Genomic DNA, 18,165 nt, shown 5'->3' on the forward strand with positions numbered 1-18,165 from the left:
ATGTTTAGCGAAATAATGCGTTATATCCTCGATTTAGGTCCAACGGTTATGCTGCCGTTAGTGATCATCATCTTCTCAAAATTGCTGGGAATGAAGCTCGGGGATTGTTTTAAATCTGGTCTGCATATCGGGATTGGGTTTGTCGGCATCGGCCTGGTAATCGGCCTGATGCTGGACTCTATTGGACCTGCCGCAAAAGCAATGGCAGAACAGTTTCAAATCAACCTGCACGTCATCGATGTCGGCTGGCCTGGTTCATCACCGATGACCTGGGCTTCGCAAATTGCGTTAATTGCGATTCCTGTCGCCATTGGGGTGAATATCCTGATGCTGGTTACCCGCATGACCCGTGTGGTGAATGTCGACATCTGGAATATCTGGCATATGACGTTTACCGGCGCCATGTTGCATCTGGCGACCGGTTCATACTGGTTGGGCATCCTCGGTGTGGTTGTTCATGCCGCCTTCGTCTACAAACTGGGCGACTGGTTTGCCAAAGACACGCGCGACTTTTTTGGTCTGGAAGGCATCGCCATTCCACATGGTTCCTCGGCATATCTGGGCCCGATAGCGGTCCTGGTTGATACGATCATTGAAAAAATCCCAGGTCTGAACCGGATTCATTTCAGTGCGGATGATGTACAAAAACGCTTCGGCCCCTTCGGAGAACCCGTCACCGTCGGTTTTGTGATGGGGTTAGTGATCGGCATGCTGGCAGGGTATGACGTTAAAGCTGTGCTCCAACTGGCGGTGAAAACAGCTGCCGTTATGTTGCTCATGCCGCGCGTCATTAAACCGATTATGGATGGACTCACTCCCATTGCAAAGCATGCTCGCAAGCGCCTGCAGGCAAAATTTGGTGGCCAAGAGTTCTTGATTGGCCTGGATCCTGCGCTACTGCTCGGCCATACGTCAGTGGTTTCCGCCAGTCTTATCTTTATCCCGCTGACCATTCTGATTGCCGTTCTGGTACCAGGAAACCAGGTTCTGCCATTCGGCGATCTCGCGACCATTGGTTTCTTTGTCGCCATGGCGGTAGCCGTTCATCAGGGAAACCTTTTCCGCACGCTGATCTCCGGCGTCATCATCATGGGTATCACCCTGTGGATAGCCACGCAAACCATTGGTTTACATACCCAGCTAGCCGCCAATGCGGGCGCATTGAAAGCTGGTGGCATGGTGGCTTCAATGGACCAGGGCGGTTCCCCAATCACCTGGCTGCTAATCCAGCTCTTCACCTGGCAGAACGTGGTGGGTTTCATCATTATCGGTGCTATTTACCTGTTGGGTGTACTGCTGACCTGGCGTCGGGCGCGTAATTTCGTGGCGGCTGAAAAAGCGGCAGCCATAACAGAAAGCCAGACCGCATCTTAATTTCTGGGGAGCATTTGCTCCCCTTCACTTTTCTGGAGACACTTATGAAATCAGTGGTTATTCACGCTGAGGGCGACGTACGCGTTGAAGAACGTCCCATACCACAACTACAAACTGATGAAGATGTACTGGTCAAGGTGGTCAGTTCAGGGCTTTGCGGCTCAGATATTCCCCGAGTCTTCAATCATGGCACTCACTATTATCCAATCACACTTGGGCATGAGTTCAGTGGCTATGTTGAGTCTTACGGCGCGGGCGTAACCGATCTACAACCCGGAGATGCCGTTGCCTGCGTACCGCTGCTCCCCTGCTTCCACTGTCCTCAGTGCGAGCGTGGATATTTCTCATTGTGTAAGCAATATCAGTTTGTCGGATCGCGCAGCGAAGGCGGCAATGCAGAATATGTGGTGGTAAAACGCGCCAACCTGTTCCGCCTGCCTTCAGAAATGCCGATTGATGATGGCGCATTCATTGAGCCCATTACCGTTGGCCTGCATGCTTTTCACCTCGCTCAGGGATGCGAAGGCAAAAACGTGATCATCGTTGGTGCAGGTACTATCGGTTTACTGGCAATGCAATGTGCTCGCGAACTCGGCGCAAAAAGCATCACGGCGATTGATATCAACCCGCAGAAGCTGGCGTTAGCAAAAGAACTGGGTGCAACCTATGTGTTTAACAGTCGGGAGATGAGTACGACCAAGATCCACTCCGGTCTGGAGAACATTCAATTTGACCAACTCATCCTGGAGACCGCGGGAACCCCACAAACTGTTACTCTGTCGATCGAAATTGCCGGACCTCGCGCTCAACTGGCATTAGTCGGTACGCTGCATCACGATCTGGCGCTAGCTTCAGGTGTTTTTGGGCAAATATTGCGTAAAGAGTTAACCATCCTTGGCAGTTGGATGAACTATTCCAGCCCATGGCCTGGAGAAGAGTGGGAAACCGCTGCCCGTTTACTCACGGAGAAACGCTTACAGCTTGAGCCGTTAATTGCCCACAGTGGTGATGCCGACAGCTTTGCCAGCGCCGTCAAGTCACTCAATGGCGCGCCGATGCAGGGGAAAATTCTGCTCAAACTCTCCTGACCCAACGAGCCAGCAACCTGCGCTGGCTCACATTTACTTTCGAAATTTAGCGTTCACCTTTCGCAATCCTTCGATTAAACTAGTGGCAGTCAAATTATCAGGCAAATCAATATGAACTCATTTGAGAGAAGGAATAAAATTGTCGACCTGATTAATACGCAGGGTAGCGTACTGGTAATGGATCTTTCGAATACCTTTGGTATTTCTGAAGTAACCATTCGCGCTGACCTGCGGTTATTAGAAGAGAAGGGTCTGGTCACCCGTTTTCATGGCGGTGCGGCAAAACCAGGAAGCCATCTGGCTGAAGGTGACAATCAGGAAGTATTATTAGAAGACCGGTATCAGCTTGCCAGCGATCCCAAAAAGCGGATCGCTCAGGCTGCAACGGCAATGGTCGAGGAAGGAATGACCGTGATTCTGGATAGCGGAAGCACTACCTTACTGATCGCTGAGGCGCTAAACCGAAAAAGTAATATCACAGTTATTACCAATAGCCTGCCCGCTGCGTTTACATTATCGGAAAACAAAGACATTACGCTGGTCGTCTGCGGCGGCACGGTGCGTCACAAAACTCATTCAATGCATGGCACTATCGCTGAACGTTCCCTTCAAGGGATAAGCGCAGACCTGATGTTCGTTGGCGCCGACGGGATTGATGCCACTAATGGTATAACGACATTCAACGAAGGCTATTCGATTAGTAGCGTGATGGCTGCTGCGGCACATAAGGTTATTGCCGTACTGGATGCAACAAAATTTAACCGACGAGGTTTTAATCAGGTACTTCCAATGGAGAAGATTAACTGCGTAATAACCGACGACAGTATCAGCAAACAGGATAAATCAGCGCTGGCCAAAACAGGGGTTGAACTGCTGGTCGTTTAAATTACCCTCCATAGCCCCCCTTTCGTCGCGCCAACGCGTTGCAGTTTGCCTTTTAGCTGCAACGCTTTCAGATAGCGTTCTACAGTTCGGGCTGAGATTTCACACTCATCAGCGATACTTTTGGCGGATCTGCCTGGCTGATTCGACAAGATTTGTAGTATGCGTTTTTCAATATCCAGTAAATCAGGCGACATTTCTTCCGACATTTCTTCCGACATTTCTTCCGACATTTCTTCCGACATTTCTTCCGACATTTCTTCCGACATTTCTTCTGACAGGGCTGATGATTTCCCCAATCCCTCTTGCAAAGCAAAGATGATGTTTTCAAGGATAAATTCTATAAATGGCGTGCAGCTACTTTGCCGATCGCACTGCCCTAACACCTGGTAGTAGCGATCCTGTTGGTAGTGGATCAGTGTCTCTACTGGTAACCACGCCAATTCCGATCGCCACTCACGGAGGATTAATGTCTGCCACAACCGGCCCATCCGTCCATTGCCGTCGGCAAAAGGATGAATGAATTCAAATTCATAATGGAAAATAGCACCAGCAATCAGTGGGTGGAGCTCTGTCGTTTTTAACCAGCCCAGTAGGTCATTCATCAATCGAAGAACTTGTGACGCCGGTGGGGCCATATGGATAAGCTGTTTCTCCCTGTAAACACCGACATTGCCGGATCGCAATTGACCCGGGTTATCGACAAGCCCCATCATCAGGATTTGATGTGCCTGTAAAAGATCGGAGAGTCTTTCACTTTTCCACTCTGACATTTTTTCATAGGCCAGAATCGCATTTCTGACTTCCTGTATATCTTTAGCCGGAGCCAGAATACGTTTCCCCTCCATCAGAGCGGTGACTTGTTCCGTAGTCAACGAATTATGCTCAATCGCTAAAGAGGCCTGAATAGTGCGAATACGATTCTCTTTGCGCAAAAGAGGAGATGCCCTACCAGCCATCGCCGCCCAATTCCCCATCAACTCCCCAATTTCAATGACTTGATTGAGGATCAATGGAGTGATGACGAAAGGTGGTTGGTAGGTGCTCACTGTTACTCCCCCTGCTGTTCCAGCGCGTACTTATACAGCGCATTCTTCTTCACGCCGTGGATCTCAGCGGCCAGTGCGGCGGCCTTTTTCAGCGGCAGCTCTGCCTGCAATAAGGCCAGCGTACGCAGCGCATCGGCCGGAAGGTCGTCTTCTTGCGCTTTGTGTCCTTCGACAATCAGCACCATTTCGCCTTTTCGACGATTTTCATCTTCCTTGACCCACGCCAGCAGTTCGCCGACCGGCGCGCCGTGAATGGTTTCCCAGGTTTTGGTCAACTCACGCGCCAACACCACGTAGCGGGATTCGCCCCAGACGGCAACCATGTCTTCCAGGCTATCCAGCAAACGGTGGGTGGATTCATAAAAAATAAGCGTACGCGGTTCAGTCTCAATGGCTTTCATCGCATCACGACGCCCTTTCGATTTGGCAGGCAGAAAACCTTCATAGCAAAAGCGGTCTGAAGGCAGACCTGCAGCGCTCAGGGCAGCAATCGCCGCGCAAGGGCCTGGCAGGGGAACAACGCGGATCCCTGCTTCGCGACAGGTCCGTACCAGATGGTAGCCAGGATCGTTAATCAGCGGCGTTCCGGCATCAGAAACCAGCGCAATGTTTTGCCCTTCTTTAAGCTTCGCCACCAGCGTTTCGGCCTTTTGCTGCTCGTTGTGATCATGTAAAGCGAACAAACGCGCGTTAATCGCGAAGTGTTGTAACAAGAGTCCTGTATGACGAGTGTCTTCAGCGGCAATCAAATCAACGGCTTGTAAAACTTCGAGCGCTCGTTGGGTAATATCAGCCAAATTTCCTATAGGAGTAGGTACAATAAAGAGTTGGCCTTGAGAATTATCCGCCGATTCGTGTTGTTTCATTGTGTCGTCCGTATTGCCGATTTAATATTGAGCATTGAGTAAAAAAATATCACTGGATACAGTATGGTACCCTCAACATTTTCTCGTTTGAAAGCCGCACGCGCGCTACCAGTCATTCTGGCTGCACTGATTTTCGCAGGCTGTGGCACCCAGGCACCAGACCAGAGTGCAGCCCATATGCAGGGCACTGCGCAGGCTGATTCCGGCTTTTATCTGCAACAAATGCAGCAAAGCTCAGATGATAGCAAGACCAACTGGCAATTACTCGCCATTCGTGCACTGCTGAAAGAAGGCAAGAGCCAGCAGGCTTTCGAGCTGTTCAACCAGCTACCACAGAAGCTAAGCGATACCCAGCGTCGTGAGCAGTCACTGCTGGCCGTCGAAATTAAGCTCGCGCAGAAAGATGTCGCTGGCGCACAGGCCCTGCTGGATAAGCTAACCCCCGCCGATTTTGATCAAAACCAGCAGGCGAGATACTGGCAGGCGCAAATCGACGTCAACCAGGGTCGTCCATCGCTGACTTTACTGCGCGCCCTGATCGCCCAGGAACCGCTGCTGGCCGCGAACGCTAAGCAGAAAAACATGGATGCCACCTGGCAGGCGCTGTCATCCATGACCCAGGAGCAAGCGCAGACGCTGGTCATCAATGCGGATGAAAACGTGCTGCAAGGCTGGTTAGATCTCCAGCGCGTCTGGTTCGATAACCGTAACGATCCAGACATGATGAAAGCCGGTATTGCTGACTGGCAGAAACGTTATCCACAAAACCCGGGGGCAAAACTATTGCCAACGCAGTTGGTTAACGTGCAGAGCTTTAAACCCGCTTCCACCAGCAAAATTGCTCTGCTGCTGCCGCTGAACGGTCAGGCTGCGGTGTTTGGCCGTACTATTCAGCAAGGCTTTGAAGCTGCGAAAAATATGGGTACTCAACCCGTAGCGGACCCTGCTGTTGCCGCGCCTGCTGCGGATACAGCGGCTGCGACGACCACGGAACAGCCGCAAACGACTGACGGTGTTGCCAGCCCGGCTCAGGCGTCAGTAAGCGATCTGACCAACGAGACGCCAGCACAGCCAGAAGCTACAGCTCCACAACCAACAGCGCCTGCGCAGCCAACAACCGCCAGCGCACCAGCGAATCCGTCCGCGGAGCTGAAAATCTACGACACGTCATCACAGCCGCTGAATCAGATCCTGACTCAGGTTCAGCAGGATGGCGCCAGCATCGTGGTTGGCCCACTGTTGAAGAACAATGTTGAAGAGCTGATGAAAAGCAACACGCCATTAAACGTCCTGGCGCTTAATCAGCCGGAGTCGGTGAAAAACCTGCCGAACGTCTGCTACTTCGCTCTGTCGCCAGAAGATGAAGCGCGCGACGCAGCACGCCACATTCGCGATCAAGGAAAACAGACGCCGCTGTTGTTGATCCCGCGGAGTTCGTTAGGCGATCGCGTTGCCAACGCCTTTGCACAGGAGTGGCAAAAACTGGGTGGCGGCGTGGTGCTGCAGCAGAAGTTCGGCTCCACCGCTGAGCTGAAAATGGGCGTCAACGGCGGCTCGGGGATCTCCCTGACGGGCAGCCCAGTGGCCTCTTCTGTACCCGCGCAGCCTGGCGTGACGATTGGCGGTCTGACCATTCCGGCAGCACCTACCGATGCGCAAATCACCGGCGGCAGCGGTCGTGTTGATGCCGTATATATTCTGGCAACGCCGGAAGAAATTGCATTTATAAAGCCGATGATCGCCATGCGCAACGGTAGCCAGAGCGGTGCCACGCTGTACGCCAGCTCCCGTAGCGCGCAGGGAACTGCCGGCCCGGATTTCCGTCTGGAGATGGAAGGCTTGCAGTACAGCGAAATTCCGATGCTGGCAGGCGCTAACGCCCCTCTCATGCAGCAGGCGCTGGGCGCGGTTCGTAACGACTACTCGCTGGCACGTATGTACGCGATGGGCGTCGATGCCTGGTCGCTTGCCAACCACTTCTCGCAAATGCGTCAGGTGCAGGGTTTCGAAATTAACGGCAACACCGGAGCCTTAACCGCAACGCAGGATTGTGTGATTAACAGGAAGTTATCATGGCTCAAATACCAGCAAGGACAAGTCGTCCCCGCCAGTTAACGAGTAAACAGACCGGTGACGCGTGGGAATCCACCGCGCGTGACTGGCTGCAGAGCAAGGGACTGCATTTTATCGCCGCCAACGTGCATGAGCGTGGCGGCGAAATCGACCTGATAATGCGTGAAGGCAACACCACCGTATTTGTTGAGGTTCGCTATCGGCGCTCAGCCCAGTTTGGCGGTGCAGCGGCGAGTGTGACCCGGAGCAAACAACACAAATTATTACAGACTGCCCGCTTGTGGCTTGCGCGCCACAATGGAAGTTTTGATACTGTGGATTGCCGGTTCGATGTGTTAGCCTTCACCGGAAATGATGTTGAGTGGTTTAAGGACGCGTTCAACGACCGCTCATAGTTGAAGATTCAGAGCCTGGTTCTTAAGGATTAGCGTGTTAGATAGAATTAAAGTCTGCTTTACAGAAAGCATTCAAACTCAGATAGCTGCGGCTGAAGCACTTCCGGATGCGATCTCCCGTGCAGCCATGACGCTGGTTCAGTCCCTGCTCAATGGCAACAAAATTCTCTGTTGTGGTAATGGGACGTCCGCTGCCAACGCACAGCATTTTGCTGCCAGCATGATCAATCGTTTTGAAACAGAGCGCCCAAGTTTACCTGCGATTGCACTAAATACTGATAATGTGGTCTTAACTGCGATTGCCAACGATCGCCTGCACGATGAAGTTTATGCAAAACAAGTCCGTGCGCTGGGACATGCAGGTGATGTTCTGCTGGCAATCTCTACGCGTGGTAATAGCCGCGATATCGTAAAAGCCGTTGAAGCCGCCGTGACACGCGACATGACAATTGTCGCACTGACCGGGTATGACGGAGGGGAGCTGGCCGGGTTACTGGGGCCGCAGGATGTTGAAATCCGTATCCCTTCACACCACAGCGCCCGCGTTCAGGAAATGCATATGCTGACGGTCAACTGCCTTTGCGATCTCATCGATAACACGCTTTTCCCTCACCAGGATGATTAAGGAGTACACATGAAGGCATTTTCGCCGCTTGCTGTGATTATCGCTGCCCTGCTACTGCAAGGCTGTGTCGCTGCCGCCGTTGTCGGAACTGCTGCTGTCGGCACCAAAGCCGCGACGGATCCTCGCAGTGTAGGCACCCAGGTAGATGACGGAACCCTGGAATTACGCGTCAATACCGCGTTGTCGAAAGATGCCCAGATCAAGAAAGAGGCGCGTATCAACGTGAGCGCGTATCAGGGTAAAGTGCTGCTGGTCGGTCAGTCGCCAAATAGCGAACTGTCTGCGCGGGCAAAACAGATTGCGATGGGTGTAGAAGGTACCACTGAGGTCTTTAATGAGATCCGTCAGGGTCAGCCAATCGGCCTGGGCGATGCGTCTAACGATACCTGGATAACCACTAAAGTACGTTCCCAGTTGCTGACCAGCGATCAGGTGAAATCCTCTAACGTGAAAGTCACCACCGAAAACGGGGAAGTGTTCCTGTTGGGTCTGGTGACTGAACGTGAAGCGAAGGCTGCGGCAGACATCGCCAGCCGGGTAAGCGGCGTGAAACGCGTCACGACGGCTTTTACGTTTATTAAGTAAGACTGCTACAAATGCCGGATGGGGACGCCAGAGCGTCCTCTCCGGCATTTTATTTGGCTCTTTCGCGCAGTTCGGAAGAGGTCAGGATCGAAACGCCTTCATGTCCAGGTGCCAGTGCCTCCGCCAGCATAGCCCGGGCTACATCACGCGCCTCAATCGACTTCCAGTTCCCCGGCAGCAGCCGAAATAACGGCGCTAAAAACCTCTCATTCGCCCGCTGTTTATCCCGTTCTCCGAGTAACATTGAAGGCCGAACAATCGTCAGCCGCGGCCAATTTTGCGCGATCAGCGCCTGCTCCATTTCCCCTTTCACCCGGTTATAAAAAAACGGTGAATTGGCATTGGCACCCATCGAACTGACCACCAGCATATGCTGAGCGCCCAACCGACGCCCCGTCAGGGCCGTGTCCACCACCAGCGTATAGTCAGCATGGATAAACGCTTCTTTGCTACCCGCTTCACGCCGGGTGGTTCCCAGACAACAAAAGACAATATCTACCGGATCGGTGACCTGCGCCAGCGCATCGGTTAGCTGCGGATCATAGGGATTATAGACGCCAGCCGTATCAGCCAGCGGTCGACGCGTCGGTGCCGTGATGGCATTGACCCGGGGCTCATTGAGCAGCATACGCAGCAAATTTCCGCCTACCAGCCCCGTTGCGCCTGTTATTAACACCTGACTCATCGCTAATCTTCCCCTGACTCTTTAATCACTCTATTAACTATAGATCACGTTGCCAGTGCATTTTTTTGCCAAAGCCCAGCGTGTTGTCCGTGAATTTGACTTCATCCAGTCGAATCTCCCACACGGGCGCAGGCAGCATTCTGGCAACCGGGAAACGGCGGTTGTAGGCATTACGCGCGGCTTCACTCTCCTGCCCTTCAAGACGCCGGATTTCCCCTTTAAACTGTACGCCACGAATCAGGGCGACCGTTTTGGGCTGACCATTTATCGTGCCGGCAATCGGCGCGCGCGGCCCGGACATCTGCGCATGGCGCGTTTTCTCTTCGGTCAGCACATAGAACACCATCTTCTGCGCATCAAAAAGGTAAAACGCATTGGCGCACCATAATTCACCGTCATGATGTACACACCAGGTCACGACGTGCTGCTTTGCCAGCCAGCGGGTCACCGCAGTCAGTGTTTCCATTTCTGTTCTCTTTTATACTGTAGGCCTGAAAATTATCACGTCGATGGTGACAATGACACCCTGGTATCTGTACCTGATCCGTACTGCGGACAACGCCTTATACACCGGAATAACCACCGATGTGCAGCGCCGCTATAAGCAGCATCAAAGTGGGAAAGGCGCGAAGGCGCTGCGCGGAAAGGGGGAACTCACGTTGGCATTTGCGGCTCAGGTCGGCGACCGTTCGCTGGCCCTGCGCTTAGAATATCGCGTCAAACAGCTTACAAAGCGGCAGAAAGAGCGCCTTGTTGAAGGCGAAGGGCTTGAGGCACTACTGAGCAGCCTGCAAACCCCCGGCGCTTAAAAACGATTGAAGTAGTCGTGGTATTCCACAAGGCCCGTCACACCCTCCAGCGCATCGTCCGCCAGGCGATGAACCTGGAACGCGCTTTCGGTGCCCGGCCAGCGGCAACGCAGGTCATGATGGGCAGCCAGCTCAAAACCAAAGCGGCTGTACAGCGCCGGATCGCCCAGCGTAACCACCGCGGCGTAACCAAACTCGTTCAGGGAATCGAGTCCTTCATAGACCAGCTGACGCGCCAGGCCCTGTCCACGGTAGTTTTCATCCACCGCGAGCGGCGCCATGCCGACCCATTGCAGGTCTTCGCCCTGGACATCGACAGGGCTGAACGCGACGTAACCCACTACCTGACCTTCGTCATCGGTAGCAACCAGACCCAGCGTTATGAAACCGTCTTCACGCAGGTCGTGCACTAATTTCGCTTCCGCATCGCTCTCAAATGAACGACGCAGCAATGCATCAATACCTGGGGCATCAATGGGAATTTCAACTCGAATCAGCATGGCTCACCTACCGAAGTCTGTTTGGTTTCTGGCGACGTTTTCATTCCCGCCTCAACAAAATCCGCCAACTGCATCAGCATGACGCGCAACGCTTTAGGCATCTGATCCAGTTCGATGGCGTCCATCAGATTTTTAACATACAGCCCTAATTCTGTATCACCTTCAATCACCAGGCGACGCTGGAAGAACAGCGTATCCGGATCCTGCTTACGCGCCGCGATCATCAGGAGATCGCTGGCATCCGCGCTAAAACTCACATCCGCCTCTGCATTCTGGCTGACGATAAGTTTATCGTTCTCAACAGAGGTATACCATTTAAGGCCAATGTCACGCACATGAATGCTCAGCCAGCGACCGTCGAGAAACTCCAGCTCCCCATCGGCCAGCGCCTGACTAAACTGCCAGCTCAGGACCTGCTCCAGAACCTGGCGCTTCAGCGCAAAGGGCGTCAGTTTAACCGGTACACTCATCAGAGAAGGACCAAAATGTACTAAGCGTGAACGCAGTTTATCCAACACGAGCTTTACTCCCTGTTTCAATTATCCTGCTATTTTGCCATATCAAATAAACGACATAGCGGCATAAATCAACAATTCGCTACGAAATTGTTACCTCTTATTGGTATCACCAATACGACTTTAACTGCCTCAAATCAAAAATTGTCTCAGCAAGGTTAACTAAAATCCCTCTTCGTTAACATTTCTGCGCCCTTTACGGCGCAACGTTCAGGATAAATTATGGAGCTGCTCTGCCCTGCCGGAAACCTCCCGGCGCTTAAGGCGGCCATCGAGAACGGCGCTGATGCGGTCTACATCGGGCTGAAAGATGATACCAACGCCCGTCATTTCGCCGGCCTTAATTTTACCGAGAAAAAATTGCAGGAAGCGGTGAGTTTTGTCCATCAGCACCGCCGTAAGCTGCACATCGCGATTAACACCTTTGCGCATCCGGATGGTTACGCGCGCTGGCAACGTGCCGTAGATATGGCGGCGCAACTGGGTGCGGATGCGCTGATCCTCGCCGACCTCGCCATGCTTGAGTATGCCGCAGAGCGCTACCCGCATATTGAGCGTCATGTCTCTGTTCAGGCATCCGCAACCAATGAAGAGGCGATTAATTTCTATCATCGCAACTTTGATGTCGCCCGCGTGGTACTGCCGCGCGTACTGTCTATTCACCAGGTGAAGCAGCTCGCTCGCGTCACGCCAGTTCCCCTGGAAGTGTTCGCCTTTGGCAGTCTGTGCATTATGGCGGAAGGCCGCTGCTATCTTTCATCCTATCTGACGGGCGAGTCTCCTAATACGGTTGGCGCCTGCTCTCCTGCCCGTTTTGTTCGCTGGCAGCAGACCCAACAAGGGCTGGAATCCCGTCTTAATGAAGTGCTGATCGACCGCTATCAGGACGGAGAAAACGCCGGTTATCCGACGCTGTGTAAAGGCCGCTATCTGGTTGATGGCGAGCGCTATCATGCGCTGGAAGAACCCACCAGCCTGAATACGCTGGAGCTGCTGCCAGAACTGCTGGCGGCCAATATTGCCTCGGTGAAAATCGAAGGGCGTCAGCGTAGCCCGGCCTACGTCAGCCAGGTGGCGAAAGTGTGGCGCCAGGCGATCGACCGCTGTATGGCCGACCCGCAAAACTACGCCCCACAGGCCGCGTGGATGGAAACGCTCGGTTCAATGTCCGAAGGCACGCAGACCACGCTTGGCGCGTATCACCGTAAATGGCAGTGAGAGAAGCAATGAAATATTCCTTAGGGCCGGTGCTGTGGTACTGGCCGAAAGAAACGCTGGAAGATTTTTATCAGCAGGCCGCCACCAGCCAGGCCGACCTTATCTATCTTGGCGAAGCGGTGTGCAGTAAACGCCGCGCTACCAAAGTAGGCGACTGGATCGATATGGCGAAATCGCTCGCTGGCAGCGGTAAACAGGTGGTGCTGTCAACGCTGGCGCTGGTGCAGGCCTCCTCTGAGCTGGGAGAACTGAAGCGCTATGTCGAAAACGGCGACTTCCTGCTGGAAGCCAGCGATCTCGGCGTGGTAAACATGTGTGCCGAGCGTAAGCTGCCGTTTGTCGCCGGGCATGCGCTCAACTGCTACAACGCGGTAACCCTGCGTTTGCTGCTCAGGCAGGGCATGGTGCGCTGGTGTATGCCGGTAGAACTGTCCCGTGACTGGCTGGTCAATCTGCTTAACCAGTGTGAAGAGCTGGGTATTCGCAATCAGTTTGAAGTAGAGGTACTGAGCTACGGGCATCTGCCGCTGGCGTACTCTGCCCGCTGCTTTACCGCACGCTCTGAAGACCGTCCAAAAGACGAGTGTGAAACCTGCTGCATCAAATACCCGAATGGGCGCGATGTGCTGTCGCAGGAGAATCAGCAGGTCTTTGTCCTCAACGGCATCCAGACTATGAGCGGCTATGTTTACAACCTCGGCAACGAGTTGACATCGATGCAGGGTCTGGTTGATATTGTGCGTCTGTCCCCTTCAGGCAACGACACGTTCGCCATGCTTGATGCCTTCCGCGCCAATGAAAATGGCACTGCCCCATTGCCGCTTGCTGCCCACAGCGACTGCAACGGCTACTGGAAACGGCTGGCAGGTCTTGAACTACAGCCGTGATTAATAGCTCACTTTGTTAACAACATTCGCTAATCTTTAATGCAGTATTAAAAGATTAACCGGTAACAAAGTGAGCCGTTATGACTGACAAAACTATTCCGTTCTCGGTGCTGGATCTGGCGCCGATCCCTGAAGGATCTTCGGCAAAAGAGGCCTTCACACACTCGCTTGATCTCGCTCGACTGGCCGAAAAGCGCGGCTACCACCGCTACTGGCTGGCAGAACATCACAACATGACCGGCATCGCCAGCGCGGCGACCTCTGTGCTGATTGGCTATCTGGCTGCCAATACCACCACGCTGCATCTTGGTTCTGGCGGCGTTATGCTGCCCAACCATTCGCCGCTGGTGATCGCCGAGCAGTTCGGTACCCTGAATACGCTGTATCCGGGGCGAATCGATCTCGGGCTTGGCCGCGCGCCGGGTAGCGACCAGCCGACCATGCGCGCGTTGCGCCGCCATATGAGTGGTGATATCGATAACTTCCCGCGCGACGTAGCTGAACTGGTGGACTGGTTCGACGCCCGCGATCCAAATCCTCATGTACGCCCGGTTCCCGGCTACGGCGAGCAGATCCCGGTCTGGTTATTAGGCTCCAGCCTGTACAGCGCACAGCTGGCAGCCCAGCTCTGCCTGCCATTTGCCTTCGCCTCGCACTTTGCTCCGGATATGTTGCATCAGGCGCTGCATCTGTATCGCACCCAGTTCAAGCCCTCAGCGCGTCTGGCAAAGCCGTATGCGATGGTGTGCATCAACATCATTGCCGCCGACAGCAACCGCGATGCCGAATTTCTTTTCACCTCAATGCAGCAGGCGTTTGTGAAACTGCGTCGTGGCGAAACCGGCCAGCTACCGCCACCGGTAGAGAATATGCATCAGCTGTGGTCCGCTTCCGAGCAGTACGGCGTACAACAGGCTCTGAGCATGTCGCTGGTTGGTGATAAGGCGAAAGTGCGACACGGTCTCGACGCCATTTTGCGTGAAACCCAGGCCGATGAAATTATGGTTAACGGCCAGATTTTTGATCATCAGGCACGGCTACATTCGTTTGACCTGGCGATGCAGGTGAAAGAAGAGTTGGTGGGGTAATCGTTGTTTTGCCCGGTGGCGCTTCGCTTACCGGGCTTACGAGATCGTATAGGCCGGATAAGGCGCAACCGCCATCCGGCACTAAAAGGTTACTGGTACACAGGCAACAAATTCACGCTCGACAGAATATGGATAACCGCGTTGCCGATGCCGAATACCAGGATCAGCGCAATCATCGGCTTGCCGCCCCAGACACGGAATTTCGGGCTGCCGAAACGCTCGCGGGATTTACGGGCCAGCAGCGCCGGAACAATGGCGGCCCAGATGGTCGCGGCAAGCCCTGCATAGCCAATGGCGTACAGGAAACCGTTCGGCCACAGCAGGCCACCGACAATCGGCGGGGCAAACGTCAGCAATGCCGTTTTAAAACGTCCCATTGCCGAGTCATCAAAGCCAAACAGATCCGCCAAATAGTCAAACAGACCGAGCGTGACCCCGAGGAATGAACTCGCCACCGCAAAGTTGGAGAACACCACCAGCAGCAGATCCAGACTGCGGCTGTTCAGCACGCCGCTCAGCGCCTGTACCAGCACATCAATGTTACCGCCCTGCTGCGCAATACCGATAAATTCCGGACGCGGGATGTTACCCATCGTCCCCAGCAACCATACGGTATACAGCACCAGCGCCAGCAGCGTGCCGTACACCAGGCACTTAACGATGGTCTTCGGATCTTTGCCGTAATACTTCATCAGGCTCGGGACGTTGCCGTGATAGCCGAATGAGGCCAGGCAGAACGGTAACGTCATCAGCAGGTAAGGCGTATACGAAGCGTTGCTCTGCGCCACGTTAAACAGCGTCGTGGGCGTAACATGCCCCAGCAGACTGCCGAAGGTCAGGAAAAAAGTAATCACCTTCGCGCCCAGCACAATCGCCGTCATGCGGCTAACCGCTTTGGTGCTTAACCACACCACGAACGCCACCAGCAGCGCAAAACCAAGACCCGCCGCACGCGCCGGAACGTTCAGCGACATCTCCGAGAAGGTGTGATGCAGGATCGAACCACTCGCCGAGATATACGCATAGGTAAGGATATAGAGAACGAAAGCAATCGAGATGCCGTTCACAACGTTCCAGCCTTTGCCCAGCAGATCTTTCGTGATGGTGTCAAAGCTGGAACCAATGCGGTAATTGAGGTTAGCTTCAAGGATCATCAGCCCGGAGTGCAGCATGCAAAACCAGGTGAAGATCAGCGCCGCCATTGACCAGAAGAACCACGCCCCGGACATGACCACTGGCAGAGAAAACATCCCCGCGCCAATAATGGTGCCGCCGATGATCACCACGCCGCCAAGCAGCGAAGGTGACGTTTGGGTGGTGGTTAGTGTTGCCATTTAGCCATCTCTCCAGTCATTTATATTGTGACTACATTTCAATGTGCTGCACTGTACCAGTACACGAGTACAAATGAAATAAAAAAAGCCCCGATTATTGAGATCGGGGCTGTATATTTTACTTTACGGTATTAAACCGTAATTTCGCATGGATTACGCATCACCACCGAAACGACGACGACCAGCGGAATCATCACGACGCGGAGCAGAAGAATCGTCACGACGCGGACCGCGGTTGCCTTCACGACGTTCGCCGCTGAAACGACGACCTTCGCTACGACCGCCTTCACGACGCTCACCGCTGAAACGGCCACCGCCACGACGCTCACCACCGGTGTGCGGAACTGCATCGCCAACCAGCTGCATGTTCATCGGCTTGTTCAGGATGCGAGTACGGGTAAAGTGCTGCAGCACGTCGCCCGGCATACCTTTCGGCAGCTCGATGGTTGAGTGGGAAGCAAACAGCTTGATGTTACCGATGTAACGGCTGCTGATATCGCCTTCGTTAGCAATCGCACCAACGATATGACGGACTTCAACACCGTCATCACGGCCCACTTCAATGCGGTACAGCTGCATATCGCCAACGTCACGACGTTCACGACGCGGACGGTCTTCACCACCACGCTCATTACGGTCACCACGCGGGCCACGATCGTTGCGGTCACGCGGACCACGATCGTCACGGTCGCGGAATTCGCGTTTCGGACGCATCGGCGCATCTGGCGGCAGGATCAGCGGACGTTCGCCCTGAGCCATTTTCAACAGTGCGGCTGCCAGCGTTTCGATATCCAGTTCTTCTTCCGGCTGCATTTTCGCCAGCAGAGCACGGTACTGATCCAGATCGCTGCTTTCCAGCTGCTGCTGTACTTTAGCGGCGAATTTTTCCAGACGGCGTTTGCCCAGCAGGTCTGCGTTCGGCAGTTCTACTTCCGGAATAGTCAGCTTCATGGTGCGTTCGATGTTACGCAGCAGACGACGCTCACGGTTCTCAACGAACAGCAGCGCACGACCCGCACGGCCCGCACGACCGGTACGGCCGATACGGTGAACGTAAGATTCGGAATCCATCGGGATGTCGTAGTTAACAACCAAGCTGATACGCTCAACGTCCAGGCCACGGGCCGCAACGTCGGTAGCAATCAGAATATCCAGACGGCCATCTTTCAGACGCTCCAGAGTCTGCTCACGCAGGGACTGGTTCATGTCGCCGTTCAGTGCAGCGCTGCTATAACCGCTACGCTCCAGCGCTTCTGCCACTTCCAGGGTCGCATTTTTGGTACGAACGAAGATAATCGCCGCATCAAAGTCTTCTGCTTCCAGGAAACGCACCAGCGCTTCATTTTTACGCATGCCCCAGACGGTCCAGTAGCTCTGGCTGATGTCAGGACGGGTAGTTACGCTGGACTGAATGCGTACTTCCTGCGGCTCTTTCATAAAGCGGCGGGTAATACGACGAATCGCTTCCGGCATAGTCGCGGAGAACAGAGCGGTCTGATGACCTTCCGGGATCTGCGCCATGATGGTTTCAACGTCTTCGATGAAGCCCATACGCAGCATTTCATCAGCTTCGTCCAGTACCAGACCGCTCAGTTTGGAGAGGTCCAGAGTACCGCGCTTCAGGTGGTCCAGCAGACGGCCCGGCGTACCGACAACGATCTGTGGTCCCTGACGCAGGGCACGTAATTGCACGTCATAACGTTGGCCACCGTACAGGGCAACCACGTTCACGCCGCGCATGTGTTTAGAAAAATCCGTCATGGCTTCTGCAACCTGAACCGCCAGTTCGCGGGTCGGTGCCAGCACCAGAATCTGAGGTGCCTTCAGCTCAGGATCAAGATTGTTGAGCAGCGGTAAAGAGAACGCTGCAGTTTTGCCGCTACCCGTCTGGGCCATACCCAGAACATCGCGGCCGCCCAGCAGATGCGGAATGCACTCTGCCTGGATTGGAGATGGTTTTTCGTAACCCAGATCGGTAAGGGCTTCAAGGATAGGAGCCTTCAGGCCCAGATCTGCAAAAGTGGTTTCGAATTCAGCCATGTAGTACGTGTGCCTCAAAATTAATGGCGGCCAGTCTACATAACTCATCATGAAATTGATCTGCAATTTTCATTGAAAAGTGTGAACCGGCTCAAAGTAGGTGTATTAACGAACAACAACGCCCTCACCCGTGAAGGTGATGGCAATCAAAA

The 18,165-nt window shown here is 53.9% G+C and carries 19 protein-coding genes and 1 pseudogene; 11 read left to right on the top strand and 9 right to left on the bottom strand.

Translation table 11 applies throughout. From position 1 onward, the window contains the following. The 3 genes from OGV38_RS11255 to OGV38_RS11265 all read left to right on the top strand — a co-directional run bounded on the left by OGV38_RS11255 (position 1) and on the right by OGV38_RS11265 (position 3,347). Positions 1–1,374: a galactitol-specific PTS transporter subunit IIC gene (locus OGV38_RS11255; RefSeq protein WP_016154648.1), complete on the top strand. Its 1,374-nt coding sequence runs from the start codon at positions 1–3 to the stop codon at positions 1,372–1,374. Positions 1,375–1,418: 44 nt separating this feature from the next. Next, the gene (gatD, locus tag OGV38_RS11260; RefSeq protein WP_286473314.1) at positions 1,419–2,462 is read left to right on the top strand and encodes a galactitol-1-phosphate 5-dehydrogenase; all 1,044 of its coding nucleotides are present in this window, start codon (positions 1,419–1,421) and stop codon (positions 2,460–2,462) included. Positions 2,463–2,573: 111 nt separating this feature from the next. Next, positions 2,574–3,347 (top strand): DeoR/GlpR family DNA-binding transcription regulator, encoded by a 774-nt coding sequence (locus OGV38_RS11265; RefSeq protein WP_003828620.1) that lies wholly within the window; start codon positions 2,574–2,576, stop codon positions 3,345–3,347. Here the strand turns inward: OGV38_RS11265 and OGV38_RS11270 are convergent. Both OGV38_RS11270 and rsmI read right to left on the bottom strand, forming a co-directional pair. Continuing rightward, a complete protein-coding gene (locus OGV38_RS11270; protein ID WP_286473316.1) occupies positions 3,344–4,393 on the bottom strand; it encodes a Fic family protein in 1,050 nt (349 codons plus the stop codon). The two genes, OGV38_RS11265 and OGV38_RS11270, sit on opposite strands and share 4 nt — an antisense overlap. A 2-nt stretch (positions 4,394–4,395) precedes the next feature. Beyond that, complete coding sequence (gene rsmI, locus OGV38_RS11275) at positions 4,396–5,259, bottom strand: 16S rRNA (cytidine(1402)-2'-O)-methyltransferase (RefSeq protein WP_155574408.1); 864 nt, start codon at positions 5,257–5,259, stop codon at positions 4,396–4,398. Positions 5,260–5,322: 63 nt separating this feature from the next. Here rsmI and OGV38_RS11280 point away from each other — a divergent pair, with 63 nt between their 5' ends. The 4 genes from OGV38_RS11280 to dolP are packed head-to-tail and all read left to right on the top strand — an operon-like array spanning position 5,323 to position 8,937. Continuing rightward, positions 5,323–7,374, top strand: coding sequence for a penicillin-binding protein activator (locus tag OGV38_RS11280; protein WP_046275524.1), 2,052 nt, complete (start codon positions 5,323–5,325; stop codon positions 7,372–7,374). After that, entirely contained in the window at positions 7,332–7,727 is a 396-nt protein-coding gene (locus OGV38_RS11285; RefSeq protein WP_019077774.1) for a YraN family protein, read from the top strand. The genes OGV38_RS11280 and OGV38_RS11285 overlap by 43 nt, the downstream gene beginning before the upstream one ends. Before the next feature lie 34 nt (positions 7,728–7,761). Next, positions 7,762–8,352 carry a DnaA initiator-associating protein DiaA gene (gene diaA / locus OGV38_RS11290; RefSeq protein ID WP_003024948.1) on the top strand — a complete coding sequence of 197 codons (591 nt, stop codon included), beginning with the start codon at positions 7,762–7,764 and terminating at the stop codon, positions 8,350–8,352. Between the two features lie 9 nt (positions 8,353–8,361). Beyond that, positions 8,362–8,937, top strand: a complete 576-nt coding sequence (gene dolP / locus OGV38_RS11295; protein WP_003024954.1) for a division/outer membrane stress-associated lipid-binding lipoprotein — start codon at positions 8,362–8,364, stop codon at positions 8,935–8,937. A gap of 49 nt (positions 8,938–8,986) precedes the next feature. Here dolP and OGV38_RS11300 read toward each other — a convergent pair whose 3' ends face one another. After that, positions 8,987–9,622, bottom strand: coding sequence for an NAD(P)H-binding protein (locus tag OGV38_RS11300; RefSeq protein ID WP_016154656.1), 636 nt, complete (start codon positions 9,620–9,622; stop codon positions 8,987–8,989). Between the two features lie 37 nt (positions 9,623–9,659). Then, positions 9,660–10,088 (bottom strand): YhbP family protein, encoded by a 429-nt coding sequence (locus tag OGV38_RS11305; protein WP_185654418.1) that lies wholly within the window; start codon positions 10,086–10,088, stop codon positions 9,660–9,662. A 43-nt stretch (positions 10,089–10,131) separates the two neighbouring features. Here OGV38_RS11305 and OGV38_RS11310 point away from each other — a divergent pair. Beyond that, positions 10,132–10,441 (top strand): annotated as a pseudogene (locus OGV38_RS11310) (GIY-YIG nuclease family protein). Here OGV38_RS11310 and OGV38_RS11315 read toward each other — a convergent pair. Both OGV38_RS11315 and ubiT read right to left on the bottom strand, forming a co-directional pair. After that, positions 10,428–10,931 carry a GNAT family N-acetyltransferase gene (locus OGV38_RS11315; protein WP_016157563.1) on the bottom strand — a complete coding sequence of 168 codons (504 nt, stop codon included), beginning with the start codon at positions 10,929–10,931 and terminating at the stop codon, positions 10,428–10,430. The pseudogene OGV38_RS11310 and the gene OGV38_RS11315 sit on opposite strands and share 14 nt — an antisense overlap. Beyond that, positions 10,925–11,449, bottom strand: coding sequence for a ubiquinone anaerobic biosynthesis accessory factor UbiT (gene ubiT, locus OGV38_RS11320; protein WP_016154660.1), 525 nt, complete (start codon positions 11,447–11,449; stop codon positions 10,925–10,927). The genes OGV38_RS11315 and ubiT overlap by 7 nt, the downstream gene beginning before the upstream one ends. A gap of 219 nt (positions 11,450–11,668) precedes the next feature. On the opposite strand from ubiT, the gene ubiU reads away from it, so the two are divergent. The 3 genes from ubiU (at position 11,669) to OGV38_RS11335 (ending at position 14,639) form a co-directional block, all read left to right on the top strand. Further along, positions 11,669–12,664 (top strand): ubiquinone anaerobic biosynthesis protein UbiU, encoded by a 996-nt coding sequence (gene ubiU / locus OGV38_RS11325; protein ID WP_016154661.1) that lies wholly within the window; start codon positions 11,669–11,671, stop codon positions 12,662–12,664. Between the two features lie 8 nt (positions 12,665–12,672). Then, complete coding sequence (locus OGV38_RS11330) at positions 12,673–13,551, top strand: U32 family peptidase (protein WP_286473317.1); 879 nt, start codon at positions 12,673–12,675, stop codon at positions 13,549–13,551. A gap of 80 nt (positions 13,552–13,631) precedes the next feature. After that, entirely contained in the window at positions 13,632–14,639 is a 1,008-nt protein-coding gene (locus OGV38_RS11335; RefSeq protein ID WP_286473318.1) for a luciferase-like monooxygenase, read from the top strand. A gap of 89 nt (positions 14,640–14,728) precedes the next feature. On the opposite strand, the gene mtr is transcribed toward OGV38_RS11335, so the two are convergent. From mtr to yrbN, 3 genes are all read right to left on the bottom strand, one after another. Continuing rightward, complete coding sequence (gene mtr, locus OGV38_RS11340; protein ID WP_286473319.1) at positions 14,729–15,973, bottom strand: tryptophan permease; 1,245 nt, start codon at positions 15,971–15,973, stop codon at positions 14,729–14,731. Between the two features lie 153 nt (positions 15,974–16,126). Beyond that, a complete protein-coding gene (locus OGV38_RS11345; protein ID WP_286473320.1) occupies positions 16,127–18,013 on the bottom strand; it encodes a DEAD/DEAH family ATP-dependent RNA helicase in 1,887 nt (628 codons plus the stop codon). Beyond that, positions 18,006–18,086 carry a protein YrbN gene (gene yrbN / locus OGV38_RS11350; RefSeq protein ID WP_010723222.1) on the bottom strand — a complete coding sequence of 27 codons (81 nt, stop codon included), beginning with the start codon at positions 18,084–18,086 and terminating at the stop codon, positions 18,006–18,008. The genes OGV38_RS11345 and yrbN overlap by 8 nt, the downstream gene beginning before the upstream one ends. Positions 18,087–18,165 lie beyond the last annotated feature (79 nt).

This window comes from Citrobacter sp. Cb080, assembly GCF_030334745.1.
In the GTDB taxonomy this organism is placed as follows: domain Bacteria; phylum Pseudomonadota; class Gammaproteobacteria; order Enterobacterales; family Enterobacteriaceae; genus Citrobacter; species Citrobacter braakii.